Genomic DNA, 24,326 nt, shown 5'->3' on the forward strand with positions numbered 1-24,326 from the left:
CTTGTGGTTGTACGCGAAAAGGACTGAGTGAGCAATTGCAACGTCAGCGATTTGACGTATGCGTAAAGTATATGGTTTGAATGGTAGTCGGTGAACAGCCTGAATCCAGGAACAACGCTGTCAGGCGTTATCAATGACCAGCACAATGATGAACCCAGTATGGCAGATTTCACTTCTCTCTATCTAAGTGCGCATAATGTATATTATGTTAAATCAAATCAATGCGTACCTGACTCATAACCCTCTACGGGTTCCCCCCATTACAAAATATTCATAAAAGGCCCGGGCCTTGTCATCAATGGCATGCACCATGATGGCCTTGATACCCACTTGATCAGCTAAGTTAGAAATGCGCAATACAACATCATTAAGCAGCCATTTTCCAAAACTATGACCTTGCGTACAGACATCATTAGCCAGGTCGCTGGGAATAGTCACTTCGCCCTTCTCTTTCGCCTGTTTCAAGTACTGCGCGCACATTGCTGGCCTGGTACTCATTCACCGTGCTATGCCGGTTTATACCATTGCTGGTCGCCTTGCTTTCTTGTAACCTTGCGCTCGTGCAACTGACAAAATCTGGAACCACCGAACTGGACTTCATATGAATGCTCACATTTCTAAAGACCCCTTACATGGCGTGACGCTTGAAATGCAGGTCAATGCCCTGGTTAATCGTTATGGTTGGGCTGAACTTGGCCAACGGATAAACATTAACTGTTTTAAAAATGAACCGAGCGTTAAATCCAGTTTGAAGTTTCTGCGTCGTACGCCGTGGGCGCGAGCAGAAGTTGAAGCACTGTATCTTGATTCTCTGTATGACGTTGCACCAGAACCCACTGCTCCTGCTATTGATCCCTGGGCTAACAGCCGCAACAAGAAAAAATAAGAGCAAAATTCGATGTCAGCATCCGGTTTTTTTTCAGGTCATTATCAGAAAAAACTGGCGACTCTGCTCGCCCGTTCCCGCAACTCGCTACCGCTAACCAACGTGAAATGGTTCGCTGCACTGGTTGGCAGTATGCTGTTACTTGGCAGTTGCTCTTCACAACCGCCAGGACCGAAGGTTAACCCTCACCCCCCGGTCACAACGCCGCAACAGAGCAAAGAACCGGTTCGTGGTATCTGGCTGGCAACGGTTTCCCGTCTGGACTGGCCGCCAGTCTCATCCGTAAACATCAGTTCGTCCGCCATCCGCATCAGCCAGCAGCAAAAAGCGCTGACGGATAAGCTGGATAATCTGAAACGTCTTGGGATCAATACCGTTTTTTTCCAGGTGAAACCGGACGGCACTGCGCTGTGGCAATCCAAAATTCTCCCCTGGTCAGACACTCTGACCGGCACCATTGACCAGGATCCTGGTTACGATCCGTTGCAATTTATGCTCGATGAGGCGCACAAACGCGGGATGAAAGTTCATGCCTGGTTTAACCCCTACCGTGTCTCCGTCAATACGAAGCCTTCAACGGTCGCAGAATTAAACCGCACGCTGTCGCAGAACCCGTCCAGCGTTTATGTTCTGCATCGGGACTGGATCCGTACATCGGGTGACCGTTTTGTACTGGACCCGGGTATTCCTGACGTGCGCGACTGGATAACCAGCATCGTGGCGGAAGTCGTTGAGAATTATCCGGTGGATGGCGTGCAGTTTGACGACTACTTCTATACCGAATCGCCGGGTTCGGCGCTTAACGACAGCCAGACTTTCAGACGGTATGGCCAGGGTTTTGATTCAAAAGCGGACTGGCGACGTCATAACACGCAACGGCTGATCGAACAGGTTTCACAGACCATCAAAAAGCTTAAGCCTGACGTGGAGTTTGGCGTCAGTCCTGCAGGCGTGTGGCGTAATCGCTCCCACGATCCGGCAGGCTCCGACACCCGTGGTGCGGCAGCGTATGATGAATCGTATGCCGATACCCGGCGCTGGGTGCAATTAGGTCTGTTGGATTACATCGCACCACAGCTGTACTGGCCTTTCGCCCGTGATGCGGCGCGTTATGATGTACTGGCAAAATGGTGGGCTGGCGTGGTGAAATCCACCAATACCCGCCTGTATATTGGCGTGGCGCTGTATAAAGTGGGTGAGCCGTCGCGAAAAGAACCGGACTGGACGGTACAAGGCGGTGTGCCGGAGCTTAAAAAACAACTCGATCTGAACGAGTCCGAACCGAATATTAATGGCACTATCTTGTTTCGAGAGGACTATCTTAACCAACCGCAAACCCAGGAAGCCGTGACCTATATTCGTGACCGTTGGGGACGCTAAGTATTGCCGGGGGCTGGTGACCGGAGATAAACGCTGACGTAGCGGATAAATTTCCCGATAAACACCCCGGCGAGCACGCCACCGGTAATAATTGCCAACGCACTCATTACCGGCTGGCGTAAAATATCGGGTGCGATAGCATTCAATACACCTTGTACATATTTGATGCCAAAGGCCAACATCATGAACGGTAATGCAGAGTAATCTGCCGGGCGATGAATGCTGCGTGGTGCGCTACTGCGTGTCAGACGACCGGGGTTTATCAACATATAGCCCACTATCGCGCCGCTAATAATACCAACCATCCACTGCAGATACGTACTGATGGACTGATCGCGGTAAGTGGCTAAATCGTAAATATCCCAAAAAAGAAAGAGCGCCGGGATCAGTGCCAGCTTTTCCAGCGTAACGGTAGCGGGTATCCTGGCTTTAATCCCCCGAAATAACAGGAAGACCAACAAGACATACACCCACACCGGTGTGTGCACCAGCATCGCTACGACAAACTCAGCCATACTCCGGCTCCCGACGTGTTAACTACGTTAAGTGTAGCCTGGAGTTATCCGGGTGCAGACGATGCCCCCGGATACTTTACGTGGGGGTCAGGCCGCTGAAGGCTCCGGCAATTTGAAGGAGGAAACCAGTAGCGCTAATTGTTCCGCCTCTTCTTTCAGTACCTGGGTTCGCGTGGCAGCATCATCAATCAACGATGCGTTTTGCTGCACGGTGCTGTCCATTTCGGTGACGGCGAGCGTGACTTCGGAAACGCCCTTACGTTGCTCGTCACCCGCGACACGGATTTCCCCCATCAGTTGGCTAACCTGACGCACGTTGTTGACCAGCTCTTCCAGGCGCTCACCTGCATTGTGGATTTGCTGGCTGCTGCTGCCAACATGCGAAACGGACTCATCAATCAACGCTTTGATTTCCTGGGCTGCAGTGGCACTGCGCTGTGCCAGGGTACGAACTTCAGAGGCAACAACCGCAAATCCTCTGCCTGCATCCCCTGCTCTGGCGGCTTCAACGGCGGCATTCAGCGCCAGGATATTGGTCTGGAATGCAATACTGTCGATGACGGCTACAATTTCCACCATTCTACCGGACGAGGCACTGACGTTATCCATTGTCGAGATCACACCTTGCATCACGTCGCCACAGCGATTCGCCGTTTGCGCAGTGTTGTCGGAAAGTTCATCTGCCAGTTGCGTGTTGCTCGCATTTTGATGAACGGTCGCATTTAATTGTTCCATCGCGGCCGAGCTCTCTTCCAGCGCAGCCGCCTGCTGAGTTACCCGTGAAGAAAGCTCCATGTTACTGTCGGCCAGGCTGACGGCGTTATTGGCTACCACCACGCTACTGCTTCTGACGGTGATCAGAATGGCGGAAATTTTATCGACGAACAGGTTAAAGGCTTCCGCGATATCTGAAATCTCATCTTTACCTCTAACATCCAGACGTCGGGTAAGATCGCCTTCACCCTGTGCGATATCATCGAGTGCGCGACGTGTATCATCGAGACGAGAGATCAAGCGACGCACCACCAGCCATGATCCTACCAGCAACACGGTCATAATCGGGATCAGCACTTCCAGCACATCCTGCATCATGACTTTGGCGAGGCCAACGATGCGCGTTTCCGGTGTCACCAGCCCTACGACCCAGCCAGTATCAGCCATCGGGAACAACATTACGCGTGACGGAGCATTCAGTACGTTATCGCTTTCCAGCGTGATGGTTTTCACGCCATCAGTCGCGCGCAGCGATTTCAGCCCGGCTTCTACCGGAGCCAGCCAGTGTGCGCTTTGCGCCAGATCGCTAAAGGTTTTGTATTTTGTCTGATCGGCCTGGGGGAAATAGAGGATCTGCCCCTGTTTATCAACCACAAATGCGTAGCCGCCGGTGCTGTTGCCTTGCTGCTGCATAAAGGTCGCTACGTTATCCAGACGAATATCGGTGGTGGCCACACCGGCAAACTTGCCGGCTAATTGATACGGAATACTGCACGTCACCATGTTCACGCCGGAACTGGCATCCTGGTAAACATCAGACCACAGGCAACTGTTCTGTGAGTGACCTTTGGCATGCTGATACCAACTTTCATTGTGATAACCGGCAGATCCTTCGGCATTATAATCATTCGAAAAATCAAGCTTGCCCTCAGCATTGCGCGCCCAGAAAAAGCTACGTTTATCTACTCCCGGGGTAAACGCGTTTGGCTCTGGCCAGATCCCGCCGCCGGTAATAATTGAGTGGCTGTCTTCGCCAATCAGGTGTGGAACCACGCTTTGATACAAAGACTCATCATTAGGCAGTACTTCGGCCAGTCGTGACAGACTGACGGTTTCGCCCTCGATTCGGGATAGCACAGTACTCAGTTGACGGGTTAAACCTTGCCCTGTTTCTTCTATCAGAGCGGTATTGATTTCGACGACGCGTGGCTGACCACGCCAGAGCATAATTGCAACAATAACAAGGGTGGTCACCGCAAGCAGCAGGATGCCGCCAATGGTTAACCGCGTTGAAATACGAGTAGGATACCAGGCCATACAAACTCCTTCTGCAAAAGGCTAACTTTTACCCAGTATCGGCACAGGAGTTTATATCTTTATAACGTTTTCTTAAGTATTACGAAATAAATAAGTGACGTTGTCACATATAGCAAAACCCAGCACTCTGACTGGGTTTTAATACATGGCTAATCTTATTTAGATAATTCTTTTTTGATTTCTTCTTTTATTTTACTTAATTCACTTTGCGGATGTTTTTTGCAAAGTTCAACGGTCAGAGGCACAGCTGTAGTGATGGTTTCGTTATAGTCAACGAAGTCGCCGCCTTTGAAGTCTTCGTCTTCATTCAGCACCCAGAAAGCAACCGGAGCCATAGTTTGCGGGTTCAAATCAATAAACTCCTGGCAGCTCATGCCTTTCGGAGTGACTTCAGTTTTAGCGTTATCAGTTGCTGCATTGACGCTTACACTGGTTAACAGCGCTGCGACCAGGATGCCTGCTGTAGAAAGGGAGAATTTATTCATTGTAGTACTCCATTTATAATCCAGATAATATCTACACTTGCGCTTTAAACCGTTAATGTAGTTCGCAAAAAATAATACTCCCACCGTCATAGGAATAAAGGTTACGGCCATCGATATGGCTGAAATTTATATTTCACATTACTGATTCTGATGTCTGATAAGAAATGTTGCACACAATGTGATCGTTACGACGAAATCAGCAGATTCATCCCTCACTTACCCTACCTTTGCACCAAAACTGAACTACGCTGCACAAATGTTGATCATTGGTTAATGAAAATTGATGTTTTTTAACAAAGAACCCCGACGCAGCGCTGTCGCCGACCTGGCACGCGTCCTGCATTGTTAATCCGGTAACAGTGACGCGGTATCTGACAAACAACTAACAGCGAGATGGTAATGACATCAAAACCTGAGTTATTTGCCCGCATAGAAAGGACCTTTAGCCAGCTAACGCCCAGCGAAAAGCGCGTTGCCGGTTGGTTGTTAGCGCACGCTGCACAGATCCCTTTTGAAACGGCAGACGGCATCGCGAAAGCAGCAGGAACCAGTGGCATTACCGTCGGGCGCTACCTGCGTAAACTCGGGTTTCGTAACCTGGAAGATGCGAAAGCCAGCCTGCGTGAAATACCGGCTATTCCCTATCAGCCCTGGGGAATGAACGAGCGCCTGGACTCCTGGCACCAGCAGCAAAATCTACCTGACCGCGCACAACAGTCGCTGTTGCTGGAGATTGACGCTATCACCCACGTCTACCAACTGGCGCAAAGCGAGACATTTTTACGTATTGCGCAGCAATTGGCGCAGGCAGAAGCCGTTTATATCCTTGGGATCCAGTCCACCCGCGGGATCGCTAACGCCTTTTTTAGCCATCTGGAATATCTGCGCCCGAAAGTGAGTTACTCCGAAGGACTTTCCGGTAGCTGGGTTGAGTCGCTGAACTCGGGATTTAATCAACCTTATGTCGTGATCACCGATACGCGCGCTTACTCGGCGACATCCCGACAATATTGCCGCGTTGCCAGTGAGCGCGGCATTCCTCTGGCGTTAATCACGGATGTATGGTGCCCCTGGGCCAGAGACTATGCCATTGATTTACTTCAGGTGAAAACGGATACCGGGCACTTCTGGGATTCGCTTGCTCCGGTAAGTTGCCTGTTCAACTTATTACTCTCCGCGGTGGTGGCGCAACTGGGCGACTCCCTCGCGGGACGCCTGCAAACTAACCGCCAGTTACAACAACAATTTGGTCAATTCGAACAATAAACAGGAAACGTGCTATGTCAGATACCCCAGAACTGGTCGATTTGTCGGTGATTTTCCCGTCACTGCATATCGACCTGAAATACGCTACAGCCGATAACATTACCGGCGCGCCCATCTACCAGGAAGCGCGCTGCCTGCTGCATTCCGAGGCCGTCACTGCACTGGCTAAAAGCATCAGCATCGCGCAACTGGCGGGTTTGTCATTGGTGGTGTATGACGCCTACCGCCCACAACAGGCGCAGGCGATACTGTGGAATGCCTGTCCGGATCCGCAGTATGTGGTGGATGTGGCGATCGGTTCGAATCACAGCCGGGGTACGGCCATTGACGTCACGCTGATGGATGCTCGCGGTAATGTGCTCGATATGGGGGCTGGTTTTGATGAAATGCATGACCGTTCCCATGCCTGGCACCCTTCAGTTCCTCCGGCTGCGCAGCGTAATCGACTGCTGCTCAATGCCATCATGTTCGGCGGCGGTTTTGTCGGCATCAACAGCGAGTGGTGGCATTTCGAACTGCCAAATGCCGCGCGTTACCCGCTGCTTGACGATCAAATAGCTTGTTACACTGTCACGTCTATAACAACACAACATCCCCTTTAATTCTGGAGCCTGGTTATGAAGACTACACCTGCGTTAACCTCGTTTTTTCGCCCCGCTCTGTTAGCCGTTGCGCTGGCGGTCGCTTTGCCTGCCGCACAGGCCGCCGTCCCTAAAGATATGCTGGTTATCGGTAAAGCCGCCGATCCACAAACGCTCGACCCCGCTGTAACAATCGATAACAACGACTGGACGGTGACCTATCCCTCATATCAGCGTTTGGTTCAGTACAAAACAGAGGGCGGCAAAGGTTCCACGGAAGTTGAAGGTGATTTGGCCAGCGGCTGGAAAGCGTCTGATGACCAAAAAGAATGGATCTTTACCCTGAAAAGCGATGCAAAATTCGCCGACGGCACGCCAGTGACCGCTGATGCAGTAAAACAATCTTTTGAGCGCTTGCTCAAGATCGGTCAAGGGCCGGCTGAGGCATTTCCGAAAGATCTGAAAGTTGATGCCATCGACAACAACACGGTGAAATTTACCCTTAGCCAACCATTCGCGCCGTTCTTATATACGCTGGCAAATGACGGCGCCTCAATTATCAACCCGGCGATTTTAAAAGAGCATGCCGCTGATGATGCCCGTGGATTTCTGGCACAAAATACGGCCGGGTCTGGTCCCTTCATGTTGAAGAGCTGGCAAAAAGGACAACAACTGGTACTGGTACCCAACCCACATTATTCCGGCCCTAAACCCACGTTTAAACGCGTATCGGTCAAGATCATCGGAGAAAGCGCTTCCCGTCGTTTGCAACTGTCCCGTGGCGATATCGACATTGCCGATGCGCTTCCTGTTGACCAGCTTGCTGCCTTAAAACAGGAAGGTAAAGTCAACGTGGCGGATTATCCCTCGTTGCGCGTCACCTATCTGTATCTGAATAACAGTAAAGCGCCGCTCAATCAGGTGGATTTGCGCCGCGCCATCTCGTGGGCCACCGATTATAAAGGCATGGTAAATGGGATCCTCAGCGGTAACGGCAAGCAGATGCGTGGCCCTATTCCTGAGGGGATGTGGGGTTTTGATGACAAGGCCATGCAGTACAGCTTTGATGAAGCGAAAGCAAAAGAAGCATTAGGTAACGTTGCCAACAAACCCGAAACCCTGAGCTTCCTGTATTCCGATAACGATCCTAACTGGGAGCCAATTGCGCTCTCCACTCAGGCCAGCCTCGGCAAGTTAGGCATTAAGGTGAAACTGGAAAAACTGGCGAATGCCACCATGCGAGATCGCGTCGGTAAAGGTGACTATGACATTGCCATCGGTAACTGGAGCCCGGACTTTGCTGACCCGTACATGTTCATGAACTACTGGTTCGAATCGGATAAGAAAGGCTTGCCGGGTAACCGTTCATTCTATGAAAACAGTGAGGTCGATAAGTTGCTGCGCAGCGCGCTGGCCACCACCGACCAGGTCGCCAGAACCAATGATTACCAGCAGGCGCAAACCATCGTCATTGATGAAGCGGCTTACGTCTATTTATTCCAGAAAAACTACCAGCTGGCGATGAATAAAGACGTCAAAGGTTTTGTCTTCAACCCCATGCTGGAACAGGTCTTCAATATCTCCACCATGAGTAAATAAACCACATTAATGCGGAGTCGATTTGGCTCCGCAAGGGGAAGCCAATGACCTTCTGGAGCATTTTACGCCAGCGATGCTGGGGACTTATCCTGGTGGTTGCCGGTGTCTGTGTAATCACTTTTATTATTTCACACCTGATCCCGGGCGACCCTGCACGACTGCTGGCCGGCGATCGCGCCAGTGATGAAATTGTCGAAAATATTCGCCAACAGCTGGGACTGAATCAGCCGCTGTATATTCAGTTTTTCCGTTACGTCAGCGATATTTTTCAGGGTGATTTAGGCACATCCATTCGCACCGGCCGTCCGGTGCTGGATGAACTGCGCGTATTCTTCCCTGCCACTCTTGAATTGGCCTTCTGCTCTCTGCTGCTGGCGCTGATCATCGGTATCCCGCTGGGTATTCTGTCTGCTGTCTGGCGCAACCGTTGGCTTGACCACCTCGTCCGCCTGATGGCGATCACCGGTATTTCGACCCCGGCATTCTGGTTGGGCCTCGGCGTTATCGTGCTGTTTTACGGTCATCTGCAAATTTTACCCGGCGGTGGACGTTTAGACGACTGGCTGGATCCACCTGCTCACGTCACCGGATTCTACCTGATTGATGCACTGCTGGAAGGCAACGCCGAAGTCTTTTTCAATGCGCTTCAGCACCTGATTTTGCCGTCGCTGACACTGGCTTTTGTACATCTTGGGATCGTTGCCCGCCAGATTCGTTCCGCCATGCTGGAGCAACTGAGTGAAGATTATATCCGCACCGCGCGTGCCAGTGGTTTACCGGGTTGGTACATCATTTTGTGTTATGCACTGCCGAATGCGTTGATTCCGTCAATAACCGTGCTGGGTCTGGCCCTGGGCGATCTGCTCTATGGCGCGGTACTGACCGAAACGGTCTTTGCCTGGCCGGGCATGGGCGCCTGGGTTGTGACCTCCATTCAGGCGCTTGATTTCCCGGCCGTGATGGGATTTGCCGTGGTGGTCTCCTTCGCCTATGTGCTGGTTAACCTGGTGGTGGATTTGCTCTATCTGTGGGTAGATCCTCGAATTGGACGTGGAGGCGCACAATGATGCTCACACAAGAAACACCAGCGGTCCCGCAGACCGCCCGCCGTCGCACGGACTGGGCCAAATTGTTCTGGATGATGAAAAGCAGCCCGCTGACGCTGATTGGCGGCGTTATTATTGTACTGATGCTACTGTTAATGGTGCTCTCTCCGTGGATCACCCCTTACGATCCTAACGCCATCGATCTGACCGCTCGCCTGTTGCCACCGTCGGCCAGCCACTGGTTTGGCACCGATGAAGTGGGTCGTGATCTGTTCAGCCGCGTCCTGGTCGGAAGTCAGCAGTCAATTGTCGCCGGTCTGGTGGTGGTGGGTATCGCTGGCGGGCTGGGCTCGCTGTTGGGATGCCTGTCTGGCGTGATGGGCGGACGTGCCGATGCGATCATCATGCGTATGATGGATGTTATGCTGTCCATTCCTTCGCTGGTACTGACAATGGCACTGGCCGCTGCATTAGGGCCAAGCCTGTTCAACGCCATGCTGGCGATTGCGATTGTGCGTATTCCTTTCTATGTACGCCTCGCCCGCGGTCAAACGTTGGTCGTTCGTCAGTTTACTTATGTACAGGCCGCGCGAACCTATGGCGCATCACGCTGGCATCTGATCAGCTGGCATATTTTACGCAATTCACTTCCCCCGCTGATTGTGCAGGCATCACTGGATATTGGCAGTGCGATCCTGATGGCCGCCACGCTCGGATTTATTGGCCTCGGCGCCCAACAACCCAGCGCTGAATGGGGCGCAATGGTGGCAATTGGTAGAAACTACGTGCTTGACCAGTGGTGGTATTGCGCATTTCCTGGTGCCGCCATTCTGATTACCGCCGTGGGCTTTAATCTCTTTGGTGATGGTATTCGCGATCTGCTGGATCCGAAAGCCGGAGGAAAACAGTCATGACACAACCTGTCCTGGAGATCGAGAATTTACATCTGAGCTTCCCCGGTTATAAAGCGGATGTGCATGCGCTGAATCATGTGTCGCTGCATATCAACCGGGGTGAAATTGTCGGCGTGGTTGGTGAGTCTGGCTCAGGGAAATCCGTCACGGCCATGCTCGCCATGCGTCTGTTACCCGAAGGAAGCTATCGTATCCATCAGGGGCGCGTTACGCTGTTGGGTGAAGATGTTTTAACTGCCAGCGAAAAAAAAATGCGCCAGTGGCGCGGCCAGCGCGTGGCGATGATTTTCCAGGAGCCGATGACGGCGTTGAATCCAACACGACGAATCGGCCAGCAAATGGTGGAGGTCATCCGTCACCATCAGGCATTGAGCCGCACGGATGCCCGGCAGAAAGCCATTGCGTTACTGGAAGAAATGCAAATCCCGGATGCCCCGGAAGTAATGTCCCGCTTCCCGTTTGAGCTTTCTGGGGGGATGCGTCAGCGCGTGATGATTGCGCTCGCGTTTTCCTGTGAGCCAGACCTGATCATTGCCGATGAACCCACCACCGCGCTGGATGTCACGGTACAGCTTCAGGTGCTGCGCTTACTGAAGCGTAAAGCGCGGGCCAGCGGTACCGCCGTGTTGTTTATCAGCCATGATATGGCCGTCGTCTCGCAATTGTGTGACCGGTTATACGTTATGTATGCCGGGAGCGTGATTGAAAGCGGCCCGACGCAAACCGTTATTCAGCACCCCACACATCCCTACTCTATTGGCCTCCTGAAGTGTGCGCCTGAGCACGGTGAACCGCGTGCTTTGCTCCCCGCGATTCCGGGTACCGTACCGAATTTAACCTGTTTACCCGTCGGATGTGCGTTCCGCGATCGCTGCTTTGCCGCGGGGCCTCGCTGTGAAGAAACACCTGATTTATGCAGCCAGGGCGGTGCGGATCAACAATCCGCCTGCTGGTACCCACAACTGGAGACGACACATGTCTGATATTTTACTGGACCTGCAGGATGTTCATATTAACTTCCCCGCGCGAAAAAACTGGCTCGGCAAAGTAACAGAGCGGGTGCATGCACTCAACGGTCTGGATTTACAAATCCGCCAGGGGGAAACGCTGGGGATTGTTGGCGAATCCGGCTGCGGTAAAAGTACGCTGGCACAACTGCTGATGGGGATGCTCAAACCGAGCCAGGGGCACTATTCTTGCGGCGGTGGCAAACAGCATAACGGTATGCAGATGGTCTTTCAGGACCCGCTTTCATCCCTGGATCCGCGCTTGCCGGTATGGCGAATAATCACTGAACCGGTATGGATCCAAAAGCGTAGCCCTGAACGCGAACGCCGCGCCCTGGCCGAGGATTTGGCTCGCCAGGTAGGGATTCGTCCGGAATACCTCGATCGCCTGCCGCATGCCTTTTCTGGCGGACAGCGTCAGCGTATTGCCATCGCCCGCGCGCTGTCATCGGAGCCGGATGTGATCGTCCTTGATGAGCCGACGTCGGCACTGGATATTTCGGTACAGGCGCAAATCCTCAATCTGCTGGTTGCATTGCAGGCACGCCGGAATCTGACTTTTGTGCTGATATCGCATAACGTATCGGTCGTACGGCATATGAGCGACCGCGTGGCGGTGATGTACCTTGGGCAAATTGTTGAGCTGGGCGATGCGCAACAGGTTCTCTCGCATCCGGCGCATCCTTACACCCGTCTGTTGCTGGATTCGGTGCCTAAAACGGGTACGCCGCTGGCTGAAGACCTGGTCCTGCGTAAAACCGAACTCCCCGGCAACAGGACACTACCGCAAGGCTGTTTTTTCCGCGACAGATGCCCGCTGGCAACCCACGGATGTGAAAAAAAACAGACATTACTGAAAAATGAAACCGGACGCGAAGTTCGTTGTTGGCGGGCCATTGACATCTGCTGACTACGCATTTTCAGGCGAGATACGCCTTTTTCAGCGCGTCCACCAGCATTCCCGACGCGGTTGATAATTTATGGTGTGCCGAACGCAGCACCCCGATCCGCCGCTGGATCACGGGACCGTCAAGCTCTATACAGGTTGCGCCAAGTTCCGTCATTTGTGTTCGACACAGTGCGGGGACTGCGCTGCCGCCTAATCCGCTTGCCACCATACGGCCAACGGTCACCAGTTGATGGCTTTCCAGCGCCACGTCCAGCGTATGTCCGCTTTGCACCAGTTGTTCTTCCAGCATCAGGCGCACGGCAGATGGGCGTTGCAGCGTAATAAAATCCAGCGTCAGCAGTTCGCGCCACGCAATACGCTCTCGCCCCGCCAGCCTGGATGTTGGCGGGACGATCGCCACAAAACGATCGACACCGAGCGGCGTGAAGTGTAGTTGCCCTGAATAATCAGGCTCGAAGGCGATCCCCATCTCCACCCGCCCTTCACTCACCATTTCAATGACCTGTTCGTTGATCACATCGTGAACCGTCACGTTAATACCGGAATAGCAATCCCGAAAGGTTTTCAGTACCTGTGGCAGGACGTTAGCCGCAAACGAAGGCATGGCAGCAATGGAGATTTTACCGCGTTGCAGTGTAAAGCGCTGGCGCATTGCTTCTTCCGTATTCTCCCAGTCCGCCAGCAGTTGTCGCCCCATATTCAGCAGCGTTTCTCCTTCCTGCGTCAGGGTCACTTTGCGGGTGGTTCTCAACAGTAACGCCCCGCCCAGCGAGTCCTCAAGTCCTTTAATCGCCAGGCTTAATGCGGGCTGCGACATATTCAGTCTTTCACTGGCATGAGCAAAATTCAGAGTGTGAGCTACCGCTAAAAACGCGCGTAACTGTTTGATGCTCATTCCCATTTCGCATTCCTTTAACCTATTGAATACCTTTAATTAACATTAAATTGATAAAAAAACCCAATGAGTGAGTCACAAATTTAAAATTAACAAATCATTTTTCACCCCCAATGATGTCGGCAAGGACAACTGGAGGGACAAGTGTATGGCTGGACTGGATAAACGTGTCGCCACGTATCAAGAGGCGCTGGCAGGGCTGACCGACAATATGACGCTGCTGGCGGGCGGTTTTGGCTTATGCGGTATTCCTGAAAACCTGATTGCCGAAGTACGCCGTCGGGAGGTTCAGGGACTGACCGTCGTTTCAAACAACTGCGGCGTGGATGGTTTTGGCCTCGGTGTGCTGCTGGAAACACGTCAGGTACGTAAAGTGGTAGCGTCCTATGTTGGCGAAAATGCGCTGTTTGAAAAGCAGGTACTGAGCGGTGAACTGGAAGCCATTCTGACCCCACAGGGCACGCTGGCTGAGCAGTTACGTGCCGGCGGCGCAGGGATCCCGGCGTTTTTCACCGCCACAGGATACGGTACACCCGTTGCCGAAGGCAAAGAGGTACGTGAATTTGACGGCCGTCCTTACATTATGGAACAGGCGATTACCGGTGATTTTGCGCTGGTCAAAGGCTGGAAAGCCGACTGGTACGGCAACGTTATTTATCGCCACACCGCACAGAATTTTAATCCACTGATGGCCGCCGCCGGGCGTATTACCGTCGTGGAAGTCGAAGAAATTGTCCCTCCCGGCGAGCTGGACCCCGCCGCAATTCATACCCCGGGAATTTTCGTAAACCGCATCATTCAGGGGCAGTTTGAAAAACGCATTGAACAACGCACCCTGCGCCAGAAAGGAGCCTGACCATGTTAACACGTGAACAAATGGCGATGCGTGTCGCCCGGGAACTGCGCGACGGTTATTACGTCAACCTTGGGATCGGTATTCCAACTTTAGTGGCCAATTATATTCCCGATGGGATGGACGTGATGCTCCAGTCGGAGAACGGTCTGCTGGGGATGGGCCCGTTTCCGATCGAAGACGAAATTGATGCTGACATGATCAACGCCGGTAAACAGACCGTGACGGCGCGCAAAGGCGCGGCGATCTTCGACTCGGCGCAATCTTTCGCCATGATCCGCGGCGGTCACGTTGACCTGACGGTGCTCGGCGCGTTTGAAGTGGATGTTAACGGCAATATCGCCTCATGGATGATCCCCGGAAAAATGGTGAAAGGCATGGGTGGCGCGATGGACCTGGTGGCCGGGGCTGAAAACATCATTGTGGTGATGACGCATGCGTCCAAAAACGGTGAGTCCAAGCTGCTCCCCGCCTGCACCCTGCCATTAACCGGCGTGGCCTGCATTAAACGCGTGCTTACCGACCTGGCGTTGCTGGAGATCGCCGATGGCGCGTTCATTCTGCGCGAACGTGCGCCGGGCATCAGCGTGGATGAGATTGTCGCCAGAACAGCCGGCAAGCTGATCGTTCCCGAAAACGTCCCCGAAATGCAATTTAGCTGAGGAGCTGACCATGCAGGATGTTGTTATTGTCGCCGCAACGCGCACACCCATTGGCAGTTTCCACGGGGCGCTGGCACCGCTCAGTGCCGTGGAACTTGGGGCAGTGGTGATCCGCTCTCTGTTGGAAAAAACCGCCGTCGCGCCGGAGCAAATTGACGAGGTGATCCTGGGGCAGGTTCTGACGGCGGGCAGCGGCCAGAATCCGGCCAGACAGACAGCATTACGGGCTGGCTTGCCGGTGACGGTCCCTGCGCTAACCATCAATCTGGTATGTGGTTCAGGTCTGAAAGCGGTGCAACAGGCGGTGCAGGCTATCCGCTGCGGTGATGCGGACATCATCATTGCCGGAGGCCAGGAAAGCATGAGCAATGCGCCCTATTTTCTCGACGGCGCACGCTCGGGTCTGCGTCTGGGGCATGCCAGTCTGAAAGACAGCGTGGTACACGACGGGTTGTGGGATGCGTTTAACGACTACCACATGGGCATTACTGCGGAAAATCTGGCGGATAAATTCGTTATCAGTCGCGAGCAGCAGGATGCCTTTGCGCTGCAGTCTCAGCAGAAAGCCGCGGCGGCAATTGAAGCCGGTCGATTCAATGCAGAAATCACGCCGGTCAGTGTTCCACAAGGGAGAAAACCACCACGTTTGGTTGAGCGTGATGAACAATCGCGCCCGGATACTCAGGCGGAGAAACTGGCACAACTGAAACCGGCTTTTCGTCCTGGTAATGGCACAGTGACCGCCGGGAACGCCTCATCAATCAACGACGGCGCGGCGGCGGTGATGCTGATGAGCGCCGCCAAAGCAACAGAACTTAATCTGCCGGTTCTTGCCCGGGTGGCGGGTTACGCCGTTTCCGGTGTCGACCCGGCCATTATGGGCATTGGGCCGGTAGAGGCGTCACTCCAGTGCCTGAAGCGAGCGGGCTGGACGTTGAATGATGTCGATCTCATTGAAGCCAACGAAGCCTTCGCCGCACAGGCGCTGGCGGTTGGCGAATCCCTGAACTGGGACAGCGACCGGGTGAACGTAAACGGCGGTGCGATTGCGCTGGGTCATCCGATTGGCGCCTCTGGCTGCCGCATTCTGGTGACCCTGTTACATGAAATGGCGCGCAGTAACGCGACCAAAGGGCTGGCTACGCTGTGCGTAGGCGGCGGTCAGGGCGTCGCGCTGGCGGTAGAGCGTTCAACAGGAGAACAGCATGCAAAATAATCACTTTAGCGTCCTGGGCGCGGGTTTAATGGGCGTCGGCATTGCCACCCATTTTGCCCGTTTTGGCCATAATATCTGGCTATTTGATACCGATAGCGACCGGATTGCTGAAATTAACGCCGTTGCCGGGAGCATTCTCGATGAGCTGATCGCGACTGACCAGTTTCACGCAGAGGAAAAAGCGTCGGTTCTGAGTCGCTTGCACGGTACGACTTCGCTGCAGGATATCGCCACCGCGCAATTACTGATTGAAGCGATCCCGGAACGACTCGAGCTCAAACACGCACTGTATGCACAACTGGAAGCATTAATCGCCCCAGATGCGGTGATCGCCAGTAATACCAGTGGCCTGCCGCCGGATGCGCTGGCAGAAAAACTCACCCACCCCGAACGGTTGCTGATTGCCCATTTCTGGCATCCCCCCCACTTTATTCCGCTGGTTGAAATTGTGCCGGGTTCAGCAACGAAACCGGAATATCTCAGCGAGTTGCAACGTCTGTTGCTCTCGATGCAACTGGAAGCGGTGGTGCTCGATCGCGCCGCACCGGGGTTTGTCGGTAACCGTTTGCAATTCGCACTGCTGCGTGAAGCGCTACATATCGTCAAAAGCGGGATCGCCAGCGCGGAAGTGGTGGATCAGGTGATGCGCGCCTCCCTCGGGCGTCGCTATGCGATGGTCGGTCCGCTGGAGGCGGCTGATATGACAGGACTGTCCACCGTGCAGGATATTTGCCGCCATCTGCTCCCGGAGCTGGCCACCGGCAGCGACATGATGTCACTTGTTGCTGACAAGGTTGCCAACGGCGACACCGGCTTGCGCAGTGGTCAGGGCTTTTATCGCTGGGATGATTCGCGCAAGGAATACATCCAGCAACGCCGTGAACATCAACTGCGCTTTGCCCTGAAGCCATAACGTCTCTTTCTGTACCCCACTATAATAATAAGGAGTCATGATGAGTGTATTAATCGCCCTGGCAGCGCTGGGCTTGCTGATGCTGGCAGCCTATCGCGGATACAGCGTTATCCTGTTTGCCCCCATCGCGGCATTAGGTGCTGTTCTGCTTACGGAACCGAGCGCCGTCGGCCCCGCCTTCACCGGTCTGTTTATGGAAAAAATGGTCGGTTTTGTAAAGCTTTACTTCCCGGTGTTCCTGCTGGGAGCGGTGTTTGGCAAGTTAATCGAGTTATCCGGTTTTTCCCGTTCAATCGTTGCTGCTGCCATCAACATTCTCGGACGTCGTCACGCCATTCCGGTGATTGTGCTGGTATGTGCTCTCCTGACCTACGGCGGTGTGTCGCTGTTCGTAGTGGCCTTTGCGGTGTATCCGTTCGCGGCTGAACTGTTCCGTCAAAGTAATATTCCGAAGCGCCTGATCCCGGCAACCGTGGCGCTGGGGGCATTCTCTTTCACGATGGATGCCCTGCCGGGGACGCCGCAGATCCAGAACATCATTCCAACCAGCTTCTTTGGGACTAACGCCTGGGCCGCGCCGTGGCTGGGGCTGATTGGCTCGCTCTTTATTATCTTTGTTGGCCTGATGTACCTCGAGCGCCAGCGTCGGAAAGCGCAGGCTAAAAATGAAGGCTATGGCACTGAGCTGTTAAACGAGCCGGAGACGCCGGATAACATTAACCTGCCAAACCCGATTATTGCTATTTCTCCGCTGATCCTGGTGGGTGTGTTTAACCTGCTGTTTACCCGCTGGATCCCGCAGTGGTATGGCGCAACGCATCAATTGGAACTCCCGGGGCTTGCCAAACCTATTACCACTGAAGTGGGGAAAATTACGGCTATTTGGGCGGTAGAAGCGGCATTGATATCGGGGATCCTGCTGGTGGTGGTGTTCGGCTATCGCAATATCAAAGGTCGCCTGGCGGAAGGCAGCCGAACGGCGGTTGGCGGCGCTATCCTGGCCGCGATGAATACCGCATCAGAATACGGTTTTGGCGCGGTTATCGCCGCCCTGCCGGGATTTCTGGTGTTGTCAAAAGCGCTGGCTGCGATTCCCGATCCGTTGCTCAATGAAGCGATCAGCATTACCACGCTTGCCGGGATCACCGGCTCGGCATCCGGCGGGATGAGTATTGCGCTCGCGGCGATGTCTGATACGTTCATTGCTGCCGCCCATGCCGCCAATATTCCACTTGAAGTCTTCCACCGCGTCGCATCGATGGCAAGCGGCGGCATGGACACTCTGCCACATAACGGCGCGGTCATTACCCTGCTGGCGATTACCGGCCTCAGCCATCGTCAGGCGTACGGCGGGATTTTTGCCATCACCGTAATCAAAAGCCTGGCCGTGCTGTTTGTGATCGGCGTTTTCTACACCACCGGTATTGTTTAAGGAGAATCATCATGAACTTAACGGGAAAAGTTGCCCTGGTTACCGGCTCTACCAGCGGTATCGGATTAGGCATCGCGCAGGTACTGGCGCAGGCGGGCGCGACGCTGATCCTTAACGGATTTGGTGATGTCGATGCCGCCAAAGATGCCGTTGCGCAATATGGCAAAACGCCAGGCTATCATGGTGCGGACTTAAGCGATGAAGCGCAAATTGCCGACATGATGCGTTATGCCGAAAGCGAATTCGGTGGTGTGGATATTCTGGTCAACAATGCCGGGATCCAGCACGTTTCACCGGTAGAGACTTTTCCGGTTGATAAGTGGAACGCGATTATCGCCATTAACCTCTCTTCTGTTTTTCATACCACGCGCCTGGCGCTTCCCGGCATGCGTACGCGTAACTGGGGACGCATCATCAATATCGCCTCTGTTCATGGTCTGGTGGCCTCAAAAGACAAATCTGCTTATGTGGCAGCGAAGCATGGCGTGGTGGGTTTAACCAAAACCATTGCGCTTGAAACCGCGCAGACGGGAATCACCTGCAATGCACTGTGTCCTGGCTGGGTGTTGACCCCGCTGGTCCAACAGCAGATCGACAAACGTATTGCTGATGGTGCAGAGCCCACTGCGGCGCGTGACGCTCTGCTGGCGGAAAAGCAGCCGTCACGCGAATTTGTCACGCCGGAACAGTTGGGTGAGCTGGCGCTATTTCTGTGCTCAGACGGCGCAGCGCAGGTGCGCGGCGTAGCGTGGAATATGGATGGCGGCTGGGTGGCGCAGTAATACCCTCGGGTGCCGGATAAGACGTGGTCGCATCCGGCACGCCATTACTAAGATTTCAATTGATAATCCAGCGTAATTTCCGCTTTCAGAACCTGCGACACCGGGCATCCGGCTTTCGCTTTCTGAATAATGCCGTCAAACGTAGCGGCGTCTATCCCCGGAACGCTCACCTGGCTGTGTAACGCCACTTTGGTGATAGCAAACCCGGCATCCACTTTATCCAGAGAAACATCGGCAGTTGTATCAATGGCATCTGGCGTAAAACCTGCTTCGCCCAGCATCAACGACAGTGCCATCGAGAAGCAGGCAGCATGTGCTGCGCCAATCAACTCTTCAGGGTTAGTGCCTTTGACGCCTTCAAAACGTGTATTAAATCCATACGGTTGCTGGTTAAGTACGCCACTTTCGGTCGACACGGTCCCTTTACCGCGTTTAATGTCGCCTTCCCAGTGGGCCTGACCTTTCTTATGGATAGTCATTACCGCTCTCCTGTGTTGTCATCGGAGTAACAAGTATAGGCCTCATGGGAAAATGCATGACCATAATGGAAAGTTCTGCATTTCCTGCTTAAGCATTGACCTTTCAGATAAAATGACCGACCATCCAGAGAGCCGTTAGTTTACTCATCGGCTTTTTGTCAGGTTGTATTTCGTCCGTTCTTACGCGGGCTCGCCCTTGAAACCAGTAACAGGATTAAGGAGTTAGAATGAAATCGAACCGTCAGGCCCGTCATATTCTTGGACTGGACCACAAAATCTCCAATCAACGTAAAGTCGTGACCGAAGGCGACAAATCCAGCGTGGTCAACAATCCTACCGGAAGAAAACGCCGCGCTGACAGCAAATAGTTTCCCGCACGACATACTGATTAACGAGATAAACACCATTGCAACCGCAGTGGTGTTTTTGCTTATAAAACCCCTTAACCCATTCACAATGCTTTATACTTCGCCCGTTTCCCTGGCGGACAGGCCCTATACGATCATAAAGAGTGCCAGGGACGGTTATTCAAAAAAGAGTGAGTGACATGGAAAACGAAACTAAAAAACTGCGTTCCCTTTACATCCCTTACGCTGGCCCGGTACTGCTGGAATTCCCTTTACTGAATAAAGGGAGTGCTTTCAGTGTGGAAGAACGCCGTAACTTCAACCTGCTGGGGTTACTGCCGGAAGTGGTCGAGACGATTGAAGAACAGGCTGAACGTGCCTGGATCCAATATCAGGGATTCAAAACCGAAATCGATAAACATATTTACCTGCGCAACATCCAGGATACCAACGAAACCCTGTTCTATCGACTGGTGCATAATCATCTTGATGAGATGATGCCGGTTATCTACACCCCAACGGTAGGCGCGGCCTGTGAGCGTTTCTCTGAGATCTATCGTCGCGCCCGCGGCGTGTTTATCTCGTATCAGAACCGTCACAACATGGACGATATTCTGCAAAACGTCCCGAACCACAATATCAAGGTTATCGTCGTCACCGATGGGGAGCGTATTTTGGGTCTTGGCGATCAGGGGATCGGCGGGATGGGGATTCCAATCGGTAAGCTGTCGCTGTATACCGCGTGTGGCGGGATTAGTCCGGCTTACACCCTGCCGGTGGTACTTGACGTCGGGACCAACAACCAGCAATTGCTGAACGATCCGCTGTACATGGGGTGGCGTAATCCGCGCATTACTGATGATGAATACTACGAATTTGTTGATGAATTCATCCAGGCCGTGAAGCATCGCTGGCCTGATGTGCTGTTGCAGTTTGAAGATTTCGCGCAGAAAAACGCCATGCCGCTCCTGACCCGTTATCGCGATGAAATTTGCTCATTCAACGACGATATTCAGGGCACCGCAGCGGTTACCGTCGGTACGCTGATTGCGGCCAGCCGTGCAGCCGGCAGCCAGTTGAGCGAGCAGAACATTGTTTTCCTTGGGGCGGGTTCCGCCGGTTGCGGGATTGCCGAGCAGATCATCGCGCAAATCCAGCGTGAAGGTTTAAGCGAAGAAGCCGCGCGTCAACGCGTGTTCATGGTCGATCGCTTCGGCCTGTTAACCGATAAAATGCCGAACCTGCTCTCCTTCCAGACCAAACTGGTGCAAAAACGCGAAAATCTGCAGCACTGGGATACACAAGAAGATGTGCTGTCGTTGCTTGACGTGGTCCGCAACGTTAAACCTGACATCCTGATCGGGGTTTCCGGACAGGTTGGCCTGTTTACTGAAGAGATCATTCGCGAAATGCACAAGCATTGTCCGCGTCCGATCGTTATGCCGCTGTCTAACCCGACCTCACGCGTTGAAGCCACGCCGCAGGATATTATCGCCTGGACCGAAGGTAACGCGCTGGTTGCGACCGGTAGCCCGTTCGCCCCGGTCGCCTGGAAAGATAAAATCTACCCGATTGCCCAGTGTAATAACGCGTACATCTTCCCGGGTATCGGCCTTGGCGTGATAGCCTCTGGCGCCAAACGCATCACCGATGAAATGCTGATGTCGGCCAGCGAAACGCTGGCGCAGTACTCACCGCTGGTACTCAACGGTGAAGGGCTGGTGCTACCAGAACTGAAAGATATTCAGACGGTTTCTCGTGCCATTGCCTTTGCCGTCGGTAAAATGGCCCAGCAGCAAGGCGTGGCGGTGAAAACCTCCGCTGAAGCGCTGCAACAGGCAATCGACGAGAATTTCTGGCAGGCGGAATATCGCGACTACCGTCGTACTTCTATTTGACACTTTGCCCGGCGGTGCTCTGCCGCCGGGTGTTCAACACTTGCGCAATCCAGTAGCTTGCGTTTACACTTTCACCATCGATTAACATTCGGAAATATAAAAGGAGGATACTTATGCTGTACTGTGAACGTTTCATCGTTTCACATGCTTTTGGCGATCGCCAGTGCTCAAGCGTTATCGGTATCGTGCTGCGATAACTTCTGCTTGAGCGAAGCTAACATCTAAATCCCCTTCTCTCGGGCTTACCGGGTTATCGTCAGCGATGTTTGACGAGGCGTTTTTACGCCTGTAACTCTTGAGTAAGCAACAATGAGCACATTACTAACCGCACAATCCTTACACGTTGATACGGCATTCGGCACCCTGTTCGACGATCTCTCATTTACCCTCAAAAAAGGCGACCGCATTGGGCTAATCGGCTACAACGGCTGCGGAAAAAGCACGCTGTTAAAACTGCTTGATGGCACCATCGCCCCCACCAGTGGCGCAATCGCGCAGGCGAATCACTGCCACCTCGCCCGTGTGGAGCAGCACTTGCCGGACGATATACTGCCGCTTACGCTGCAGGAGGCCGTTCTCGCTCAACTTCCTGAGCATGAGCGTGCGGCTCAACAATGGCGGGTTGAAGCACTGCTTGCCGAAATGGGCTTTACGCCGGAAAATTTGCATCTCACTGCGCAAACTCTGAGCGGTGGACAGCACACACGCCTGCTGCTGGCGCGTGCGCTAATGCGAAACCCTGACCTGATGCTACTGGACGAACCTGGCAACCACCTTGATTTGCCGACATTGCTATGGCTGGAGCAGTTCTTACAGAACTGGTCTGGCAGTTTTGTGGTGGTTTCCCACGACCCGCAGTTGCTGGATGCGGTGACTCACGGAACGTGGATCCTGCGCGATCGCACTCTCCATGCCTTTGATCTGCCCTGTAGCGCGGCACGTCAGGCGCTGGCAGAAAGAGACGTCAGCGATGCTCTGCGCCACAAGGCTGAGCAAAAAGAGATAGACCGGGTTACCGCCAGCAGCAAACGGCTGGCAACCTGGGGGCGGGTCTACGACAACGAAGATCTCTCCCGCAAGGCCAAGCAGATGGAAAAACAGGTGCAGCGCCTGAAAGAGGTGCAGACAGAAGTTACGGCAGGAAGTCAGTGGACACTAACATTGCAGGGTGATGCCCTGCGTGCAGATCGTTTGCTGGAGATGACCAATCTGTCTGTAGCCCCTGCTCCCGACGCAGATACACTGTTTTCCATTGCCGGTATCCGGTTAAAAAGCGGCGATCGCGTGGCGATTGTCGGGCGTAACGGTTGCGGGAAATCATCGCTGCTACGGCTTATCTGGCAGCAATATCAGTCGCAAATGGCATCGCGTTCACTGATGTTGCACTCTCGCGTCACACTGGGGTATTACGATCAGACGCTACACCAGCTCACAGATGACGACACGTTGTTTGATGCGCTCGAACCGTTTGCTCCGCAGCCTGATGTTCGCAAGATGGCGCTGATTAGCGCGGGCTTCCCGTGGGTCCGCCATCAGCAGCGGATCAATACCTTAAGCGGTGGAGAGCGTTCGAGGCTACTGTTTGTCGGGCTTACGCTTGCGCGCTACAGCCTGCTGATGCTCGATGAACCAACCAACCATCTGGATATGGAAGGTAAAGAAGCGCTAGCGCAGACGCTACAAAGTTTCAGCGGCGGCGTGCTGCTGGTCAGCCATGACCGTCAGCTTATCAGCCAAAGCTGTAATAGGTTCTGGTTTATCGATAATGGCGAACTTAGCGAATGGCACGATCTGGACGCGATCAACGATCGTATTCGGGAAACGTCTGAGGAGATGAGCGTTCCCAAAACGGTGGTCGAAGCGAGGGCCGAAATACGCGGTGACAGCGATGAATTGCTGGAACAACTCCTCGAGCTGGAGCAACGTCTGGCCGACGATCTCGCCCGCAAGCCGAAACATCAAAAGCCGCTGTTGCAGGCGCAATGGCGTAAAGAGATTGAGCGTCTGAATTCACAACTGGAGTAATCTTTATTGCCGGATGGCGCAAGCCTATCCGGCCTACATTAGCAAAATGCGCGTGTAGGCCTGCCATCTGGCAATTCTTGCATGGCGCTTTCCAGATATGCCCCTTCTCCCTTTCTCTTTCTGCGCATTCGCCGCACAATTTTGAATAGCGCAATCCTGGTGTTGCGCTTAAAGGAACATTAATGGTAGTGTTCCTCTTGAAGG

General features: G+C 53.5%; 23 protein-coding genes and 1 pseudogene. 18 read left to right on the forward strand and 6 right to left on the reverse strand.

What is annotated here, in order from left to right:
- Window positions 1–234: 234 nt before the first annotated feature.
- Window positions 235–420: pseudogene (locus tag OGY19_RS13835) on the reverse strand (hypothetical protein); the annotation flags it as partial.
- A 181-nt stretch (window positions 421–601) separates the two neighbouring features.
- Between OGY19_RS13835 and OGY19_RS13840 the strand changes: the two are divergent.
- Window positions 602–886: a VF530 family protein gene (locus OGY19_RS13840; protein WP_048211670.1), complete on the forward strand. Its 285-nt coding sequence runs from the start codon at window positions 602–604 to the stop codon at window positions 884–886.
- Between the two features lie 12 nt (window positions 887–898).
- On the forward strand, window positions 899–2,266 hold the full coding sequence (locus OGY19_RS13845) for a glycoside hydrolase family 10-like protein (RefSeq protein WP_115602053.1): 1,368 nt from the start codon (window positions 899–901) through the stop codon (window positions 2,264–2,266).
- Here OGY19_RS13845 and OGY19_RS13850 read toward each other — a convergent pair.
- The 3 genes from OGY19_RS13850 to hdeB form a co-directional block, all read right to left on the reverse strand.
- Window positions 2,263–2,781: a hypothetical protein gene (locus OGY19_RS13850; protein WP_115602052.1), complete on the reverse strand. Its 519-nt coding sequence runs from the start codon at window positions 2,779–2,781 to the stop codon at window positions 2,263–2,265. The genes OGY19_RS13845 and OGY19_RS13850 overlap by 4 nt on opposite strands.
- 87 nt (window positions 2,782–2,868) lie before the next feature.
- The gene (locus OGY19_RS13855; RefSeq protein ID WP_061067896.1) at window positions 2,869–4,812 is read right to left on the reverse strand and encodes a methyl-accepting chemotaxis protein; all 1,944 of its coding nucleotides are present in this window, start codon (window positions 4,810–4,812) and stop codon (window positions 2,869–2,871) included.
- Window positions 4,813–4,967: 155 nt separating this feature from the next.
- On the reverse strand, window positions 4,968–5,297 hold the full coding sequence (gene hdeB / locus OGY19_RS13860; protein ID WP_005122660.1) for an acid-activated periplasmic chaperone HdeB: 330 nt from the start codon (window positions 5,295–5,297) through the stop codon (window positions 4,968–4,970).
- Between the two features lie 399 nt (window positions 5,298–5,696).
- On the opposite strand from hdeB, the gene OGY19_RS13865 reads away from it, so the two are divergent.
- The 7 genes from OGY19_RS13865 to OGY19_RS13895 are packed head-to-tail and all read left to right on the forward strand — an operon-like array spanning window position 5,697 to window position 12,620.
- Complete coding sequence (locus tag OGY19_RS13865) at window positions 5,697–6,563, forward strand: MurR/RpiR family transcriptional regulator (RefSeq protein WP_048211666.1); 867 nt, start codon at window positions 5,697–5,699, stop codon at window positions 6,561–6,563.
- Between the two features lie 14 nt (window positions 6,564–6,577).
- Complete coding sequence (gene ddpX, locus OGY19_RS13870) at window positions 6,578–7,165, forward strand: D-alanyl-D-alanine dipeptidase (RefSeq protein ID WP_115602051.1); 588 nt, start codon at window positions 6,578–6,580, stop codon at window positions 7,163–7,165.
- Between the two features lie 15 nt (window positions 7,166–7,180).
- Window positions 7,181–8,743, forward strand: a complete 1,563-nt coding sequence (locus tag OGY19_RS13875; RefSeq protein WP_101742193.1) for an ABC transporter substrate-binding protein — start codon at window positions 7,181–7,183, stop codon at window positions 8,741–8,743.
- A gap of 44 nt (window positions 8,744–8,787) precedes the next feature.
- Complete coding sequence (locus tag OGY19_RS13880; protein ID WP_115602050.1) at window positions 8,788–9,810, forward strand: ABC transporter permease; 1,023 nt, start codon at window positions 8,788–8,790, stop codon at window positions 9,808–9,810.
- A complete protein-coding gene (gene ddpC, locus OGY19_RS13885; RefSeq protein WP_115602049.1) occupies window positions 9,807–10,703 on the forward strand; it encodes a D,D-dipeptide ABC transporter permease in 897 nt (298 codons plus the stop codon). The genes OGY19_RS13880 and ddpC overlap by 4 nt, the downstream gene beginning before the upstream one ends.
- Window positions 10,700–11,686 (forward strand): ABC transporter ATP-binding protein, encoded by a 987-nt coding sequence (locus tag OGY19_RS13890; RefSeq protein WP_115602048.1) that lies wholly within the window; start codon window positions 10,700–10,702, stop codon window positions 11,684–11,686. The genes ddpC and OGY19_RS13890 overlap by 4 nt, the downstream gene beginning before the upstream one ends.
- Window positions 11,679–12,620, forward strand: a complete 942-nt coding sequence (locus OGY19_RS13895; RefSeq protein WP_061067900.1) for an ABC transporter ATP-binding protein — start codon at window positions 11,679–11,681, stop codon at window positions 12,618–12,620. Before OGY19_RS13890 ends, OGY19_RS13895 begins: the two co-directional genes overlap by 8 nt.
- A gap of 10 nt (window positions 12,621–12,630) precedes the next feature.
- On the opposite strand, the gene OGY19_RS13900 is transcribed toward OGY19_RS13895, so the two are convergent.
- Window positions 12,631–13,521: a LysR family transcriptional regulator gene (locus OGY19_RS13900; RefSeq protein WP_115602047.1), complete on the reverse strand. Its 891-nt coding sequence runs from the start codon at window positions 13,519–13,521 to the stop codon at window positions 12,631–12,633.
- 142 nt (window positions 13,522–13,663) lie between these two features.
- On the opposite strand from OGY19_RS13900, the gene OGY19_RS13905 reads away from it, so the two are divergent.
- From OGY19_RS13905 to OGY19_RS13930, 6 genes are read left to right on the forward strand one after another with little or no spacing between them, the layout of a single operon-like run.
- The gene (locus OGY19_RS13905; RefSeq protein WP_048211658.1) at window positions 13,664–14,371 is read left to right on the forward strand and encodes a CoA transferase subunit A; all 708 of its coding nucleotides are present in this window, start codon (window positions 13,664–13,666) and stop codon (window positions 14,369–14,371) included.
- Between the two features lie 2 nt (window positions 14,372–14,373).
- Entirely contained in the window at window positions 14,374–15,030 is a 657-nt protein-coding gene (locus tag OGY19_RS13910; protein WP_048211657.1) for a CoA transferase subunit B, read from the forward strand.
- A gap of 10 nt (window positions 15,031–15,040) precedes the next feature.
- A complete protein-coding gene (locus tag OGY19_RS13915) occupies window positions 15,041–16,246 on the forward strand; it encodes an acetyl-CoA C-acetyltransferase (RefSeq protein ID WP_115602046.1) in 1,206 nt (401 codons plus the stop codon).
- Window positions 16,236–17,159 (forward strand): 3-hydroxyacyl-CoA dehydrogenase family protein, encoded by a 924-nt coding sequence (locus OGY19_RS13920; protein WP_061067904.1) that lies wholly within the window; start codon window positions 16,236–16,238, stop codon window positions 17,157–17,159. The genes OGY19_RS13915 and OGY19_RS13920 overlap by 11 nt, the downstream gene beginning before the upstream one ends.
- Window positions 17,160–17,196: 37 nt before the next feature.
- Window positions 17,197–18,591 (forward strand): GntP family permease, encoded by a 1,395-nt coding sequence (locus OGY19_RS13925; protein ID WP_197081310.1) that lies wholly within the window; start codon window positions 17,197–17,199, stop codon window positions 18,589–18,591.
- A gap of 11 nt (window positions 18,592–18,602) precedes the next feature.
- On the forward strand, window positions 18,603–19,373 hold the full coding sequence (locus OGY19_RS13930; RefSeq protein ID WP_115602045.1) for a 3-hydroxybutyrate dehydrogenase: 771 nt from the start codon (window positions 18,603–18,605) through the stop codon (window positions 19,371–19,373).
- Window positions 19,374–19,420: 47 nt separating this feature from the next.
- On the opposite strand, the gene osmC is transcribed toward OGY19_RS13930, so the two are convergent.
- Window positions 19,421–19,852: a peroxiredoxin OsmC gene (osmC, locus tag OGY19_RS13935; protein WP_048211652.1), complete on the reverse strand. Its 432-nt coding sequence runs from the start codon at window positions 19,850–19,852 to the stop codon at window positions 19,421–19,423.
- 227 nt (window positions 19,853–20,079) lie between these two features.
- Here osmC and sra point away from each other — a divergent pair, with 227 nt between their 5' ends.
- From sra to OGY19_RS13950, 3 genes are all read left to right on the forward strand, one after another.
- Window positions 20,080–20,220: a stationary-phase-induced ribosome-associated protein gene (sra, locus tag OGY19_RS13940; RefSeq protein ID WP_005126806.1), complete on the forward strand. Its 141-nt coding sequence runs from the start codon at window positions 20,080–20,082 to the stop codon at window positions 20,218–20,220.
- A gap of 179 nt (window positions 20,221–20,399) precedes the next feature.
- Window positions 20,400–22,097 carry a malate dehydrogenase gene (maeA, locus tag OGY19_RS13945; RefSeq protein ID WP_048211651.1) on the forward strand — a complete coding sequence of 566 codons (1,698 nt, stop codon included), beginning with the start codon at window positions 20,400–20,402 and terminating at the stop codon, window positions 22,095–22,097.
- 309 nt (window positions 22,098–22,406) lie between these two features.
- Window positions 22,407–24,122 (forward strand): ABC-F family ATP-binding cassette domain-containing protein, encoded by a 1,716-nt coding sequence (locus tag OGY19_RS13950; RefSeq protein ID WP_115602044.1) that lies wholly within the window; start codon window positions 22,407–22,409, stop codon window positions 24,120–24,122.
- The last annotated feature ends 204 nt before the right edge of the window (window positions 24,123–24,326 follow it).

The sequence above is a fragment of the Citrobacter sp. Cy070 genome (genome assembly GCF_030332245.1).
Taxonomy (GTDB): domain Bacteria; phylum Pseudomonadota; class Gammaproteobacteria; order Enterobacterales; family Enterobacteriaceae; genus Citrobacter; species Citrobacter youngae.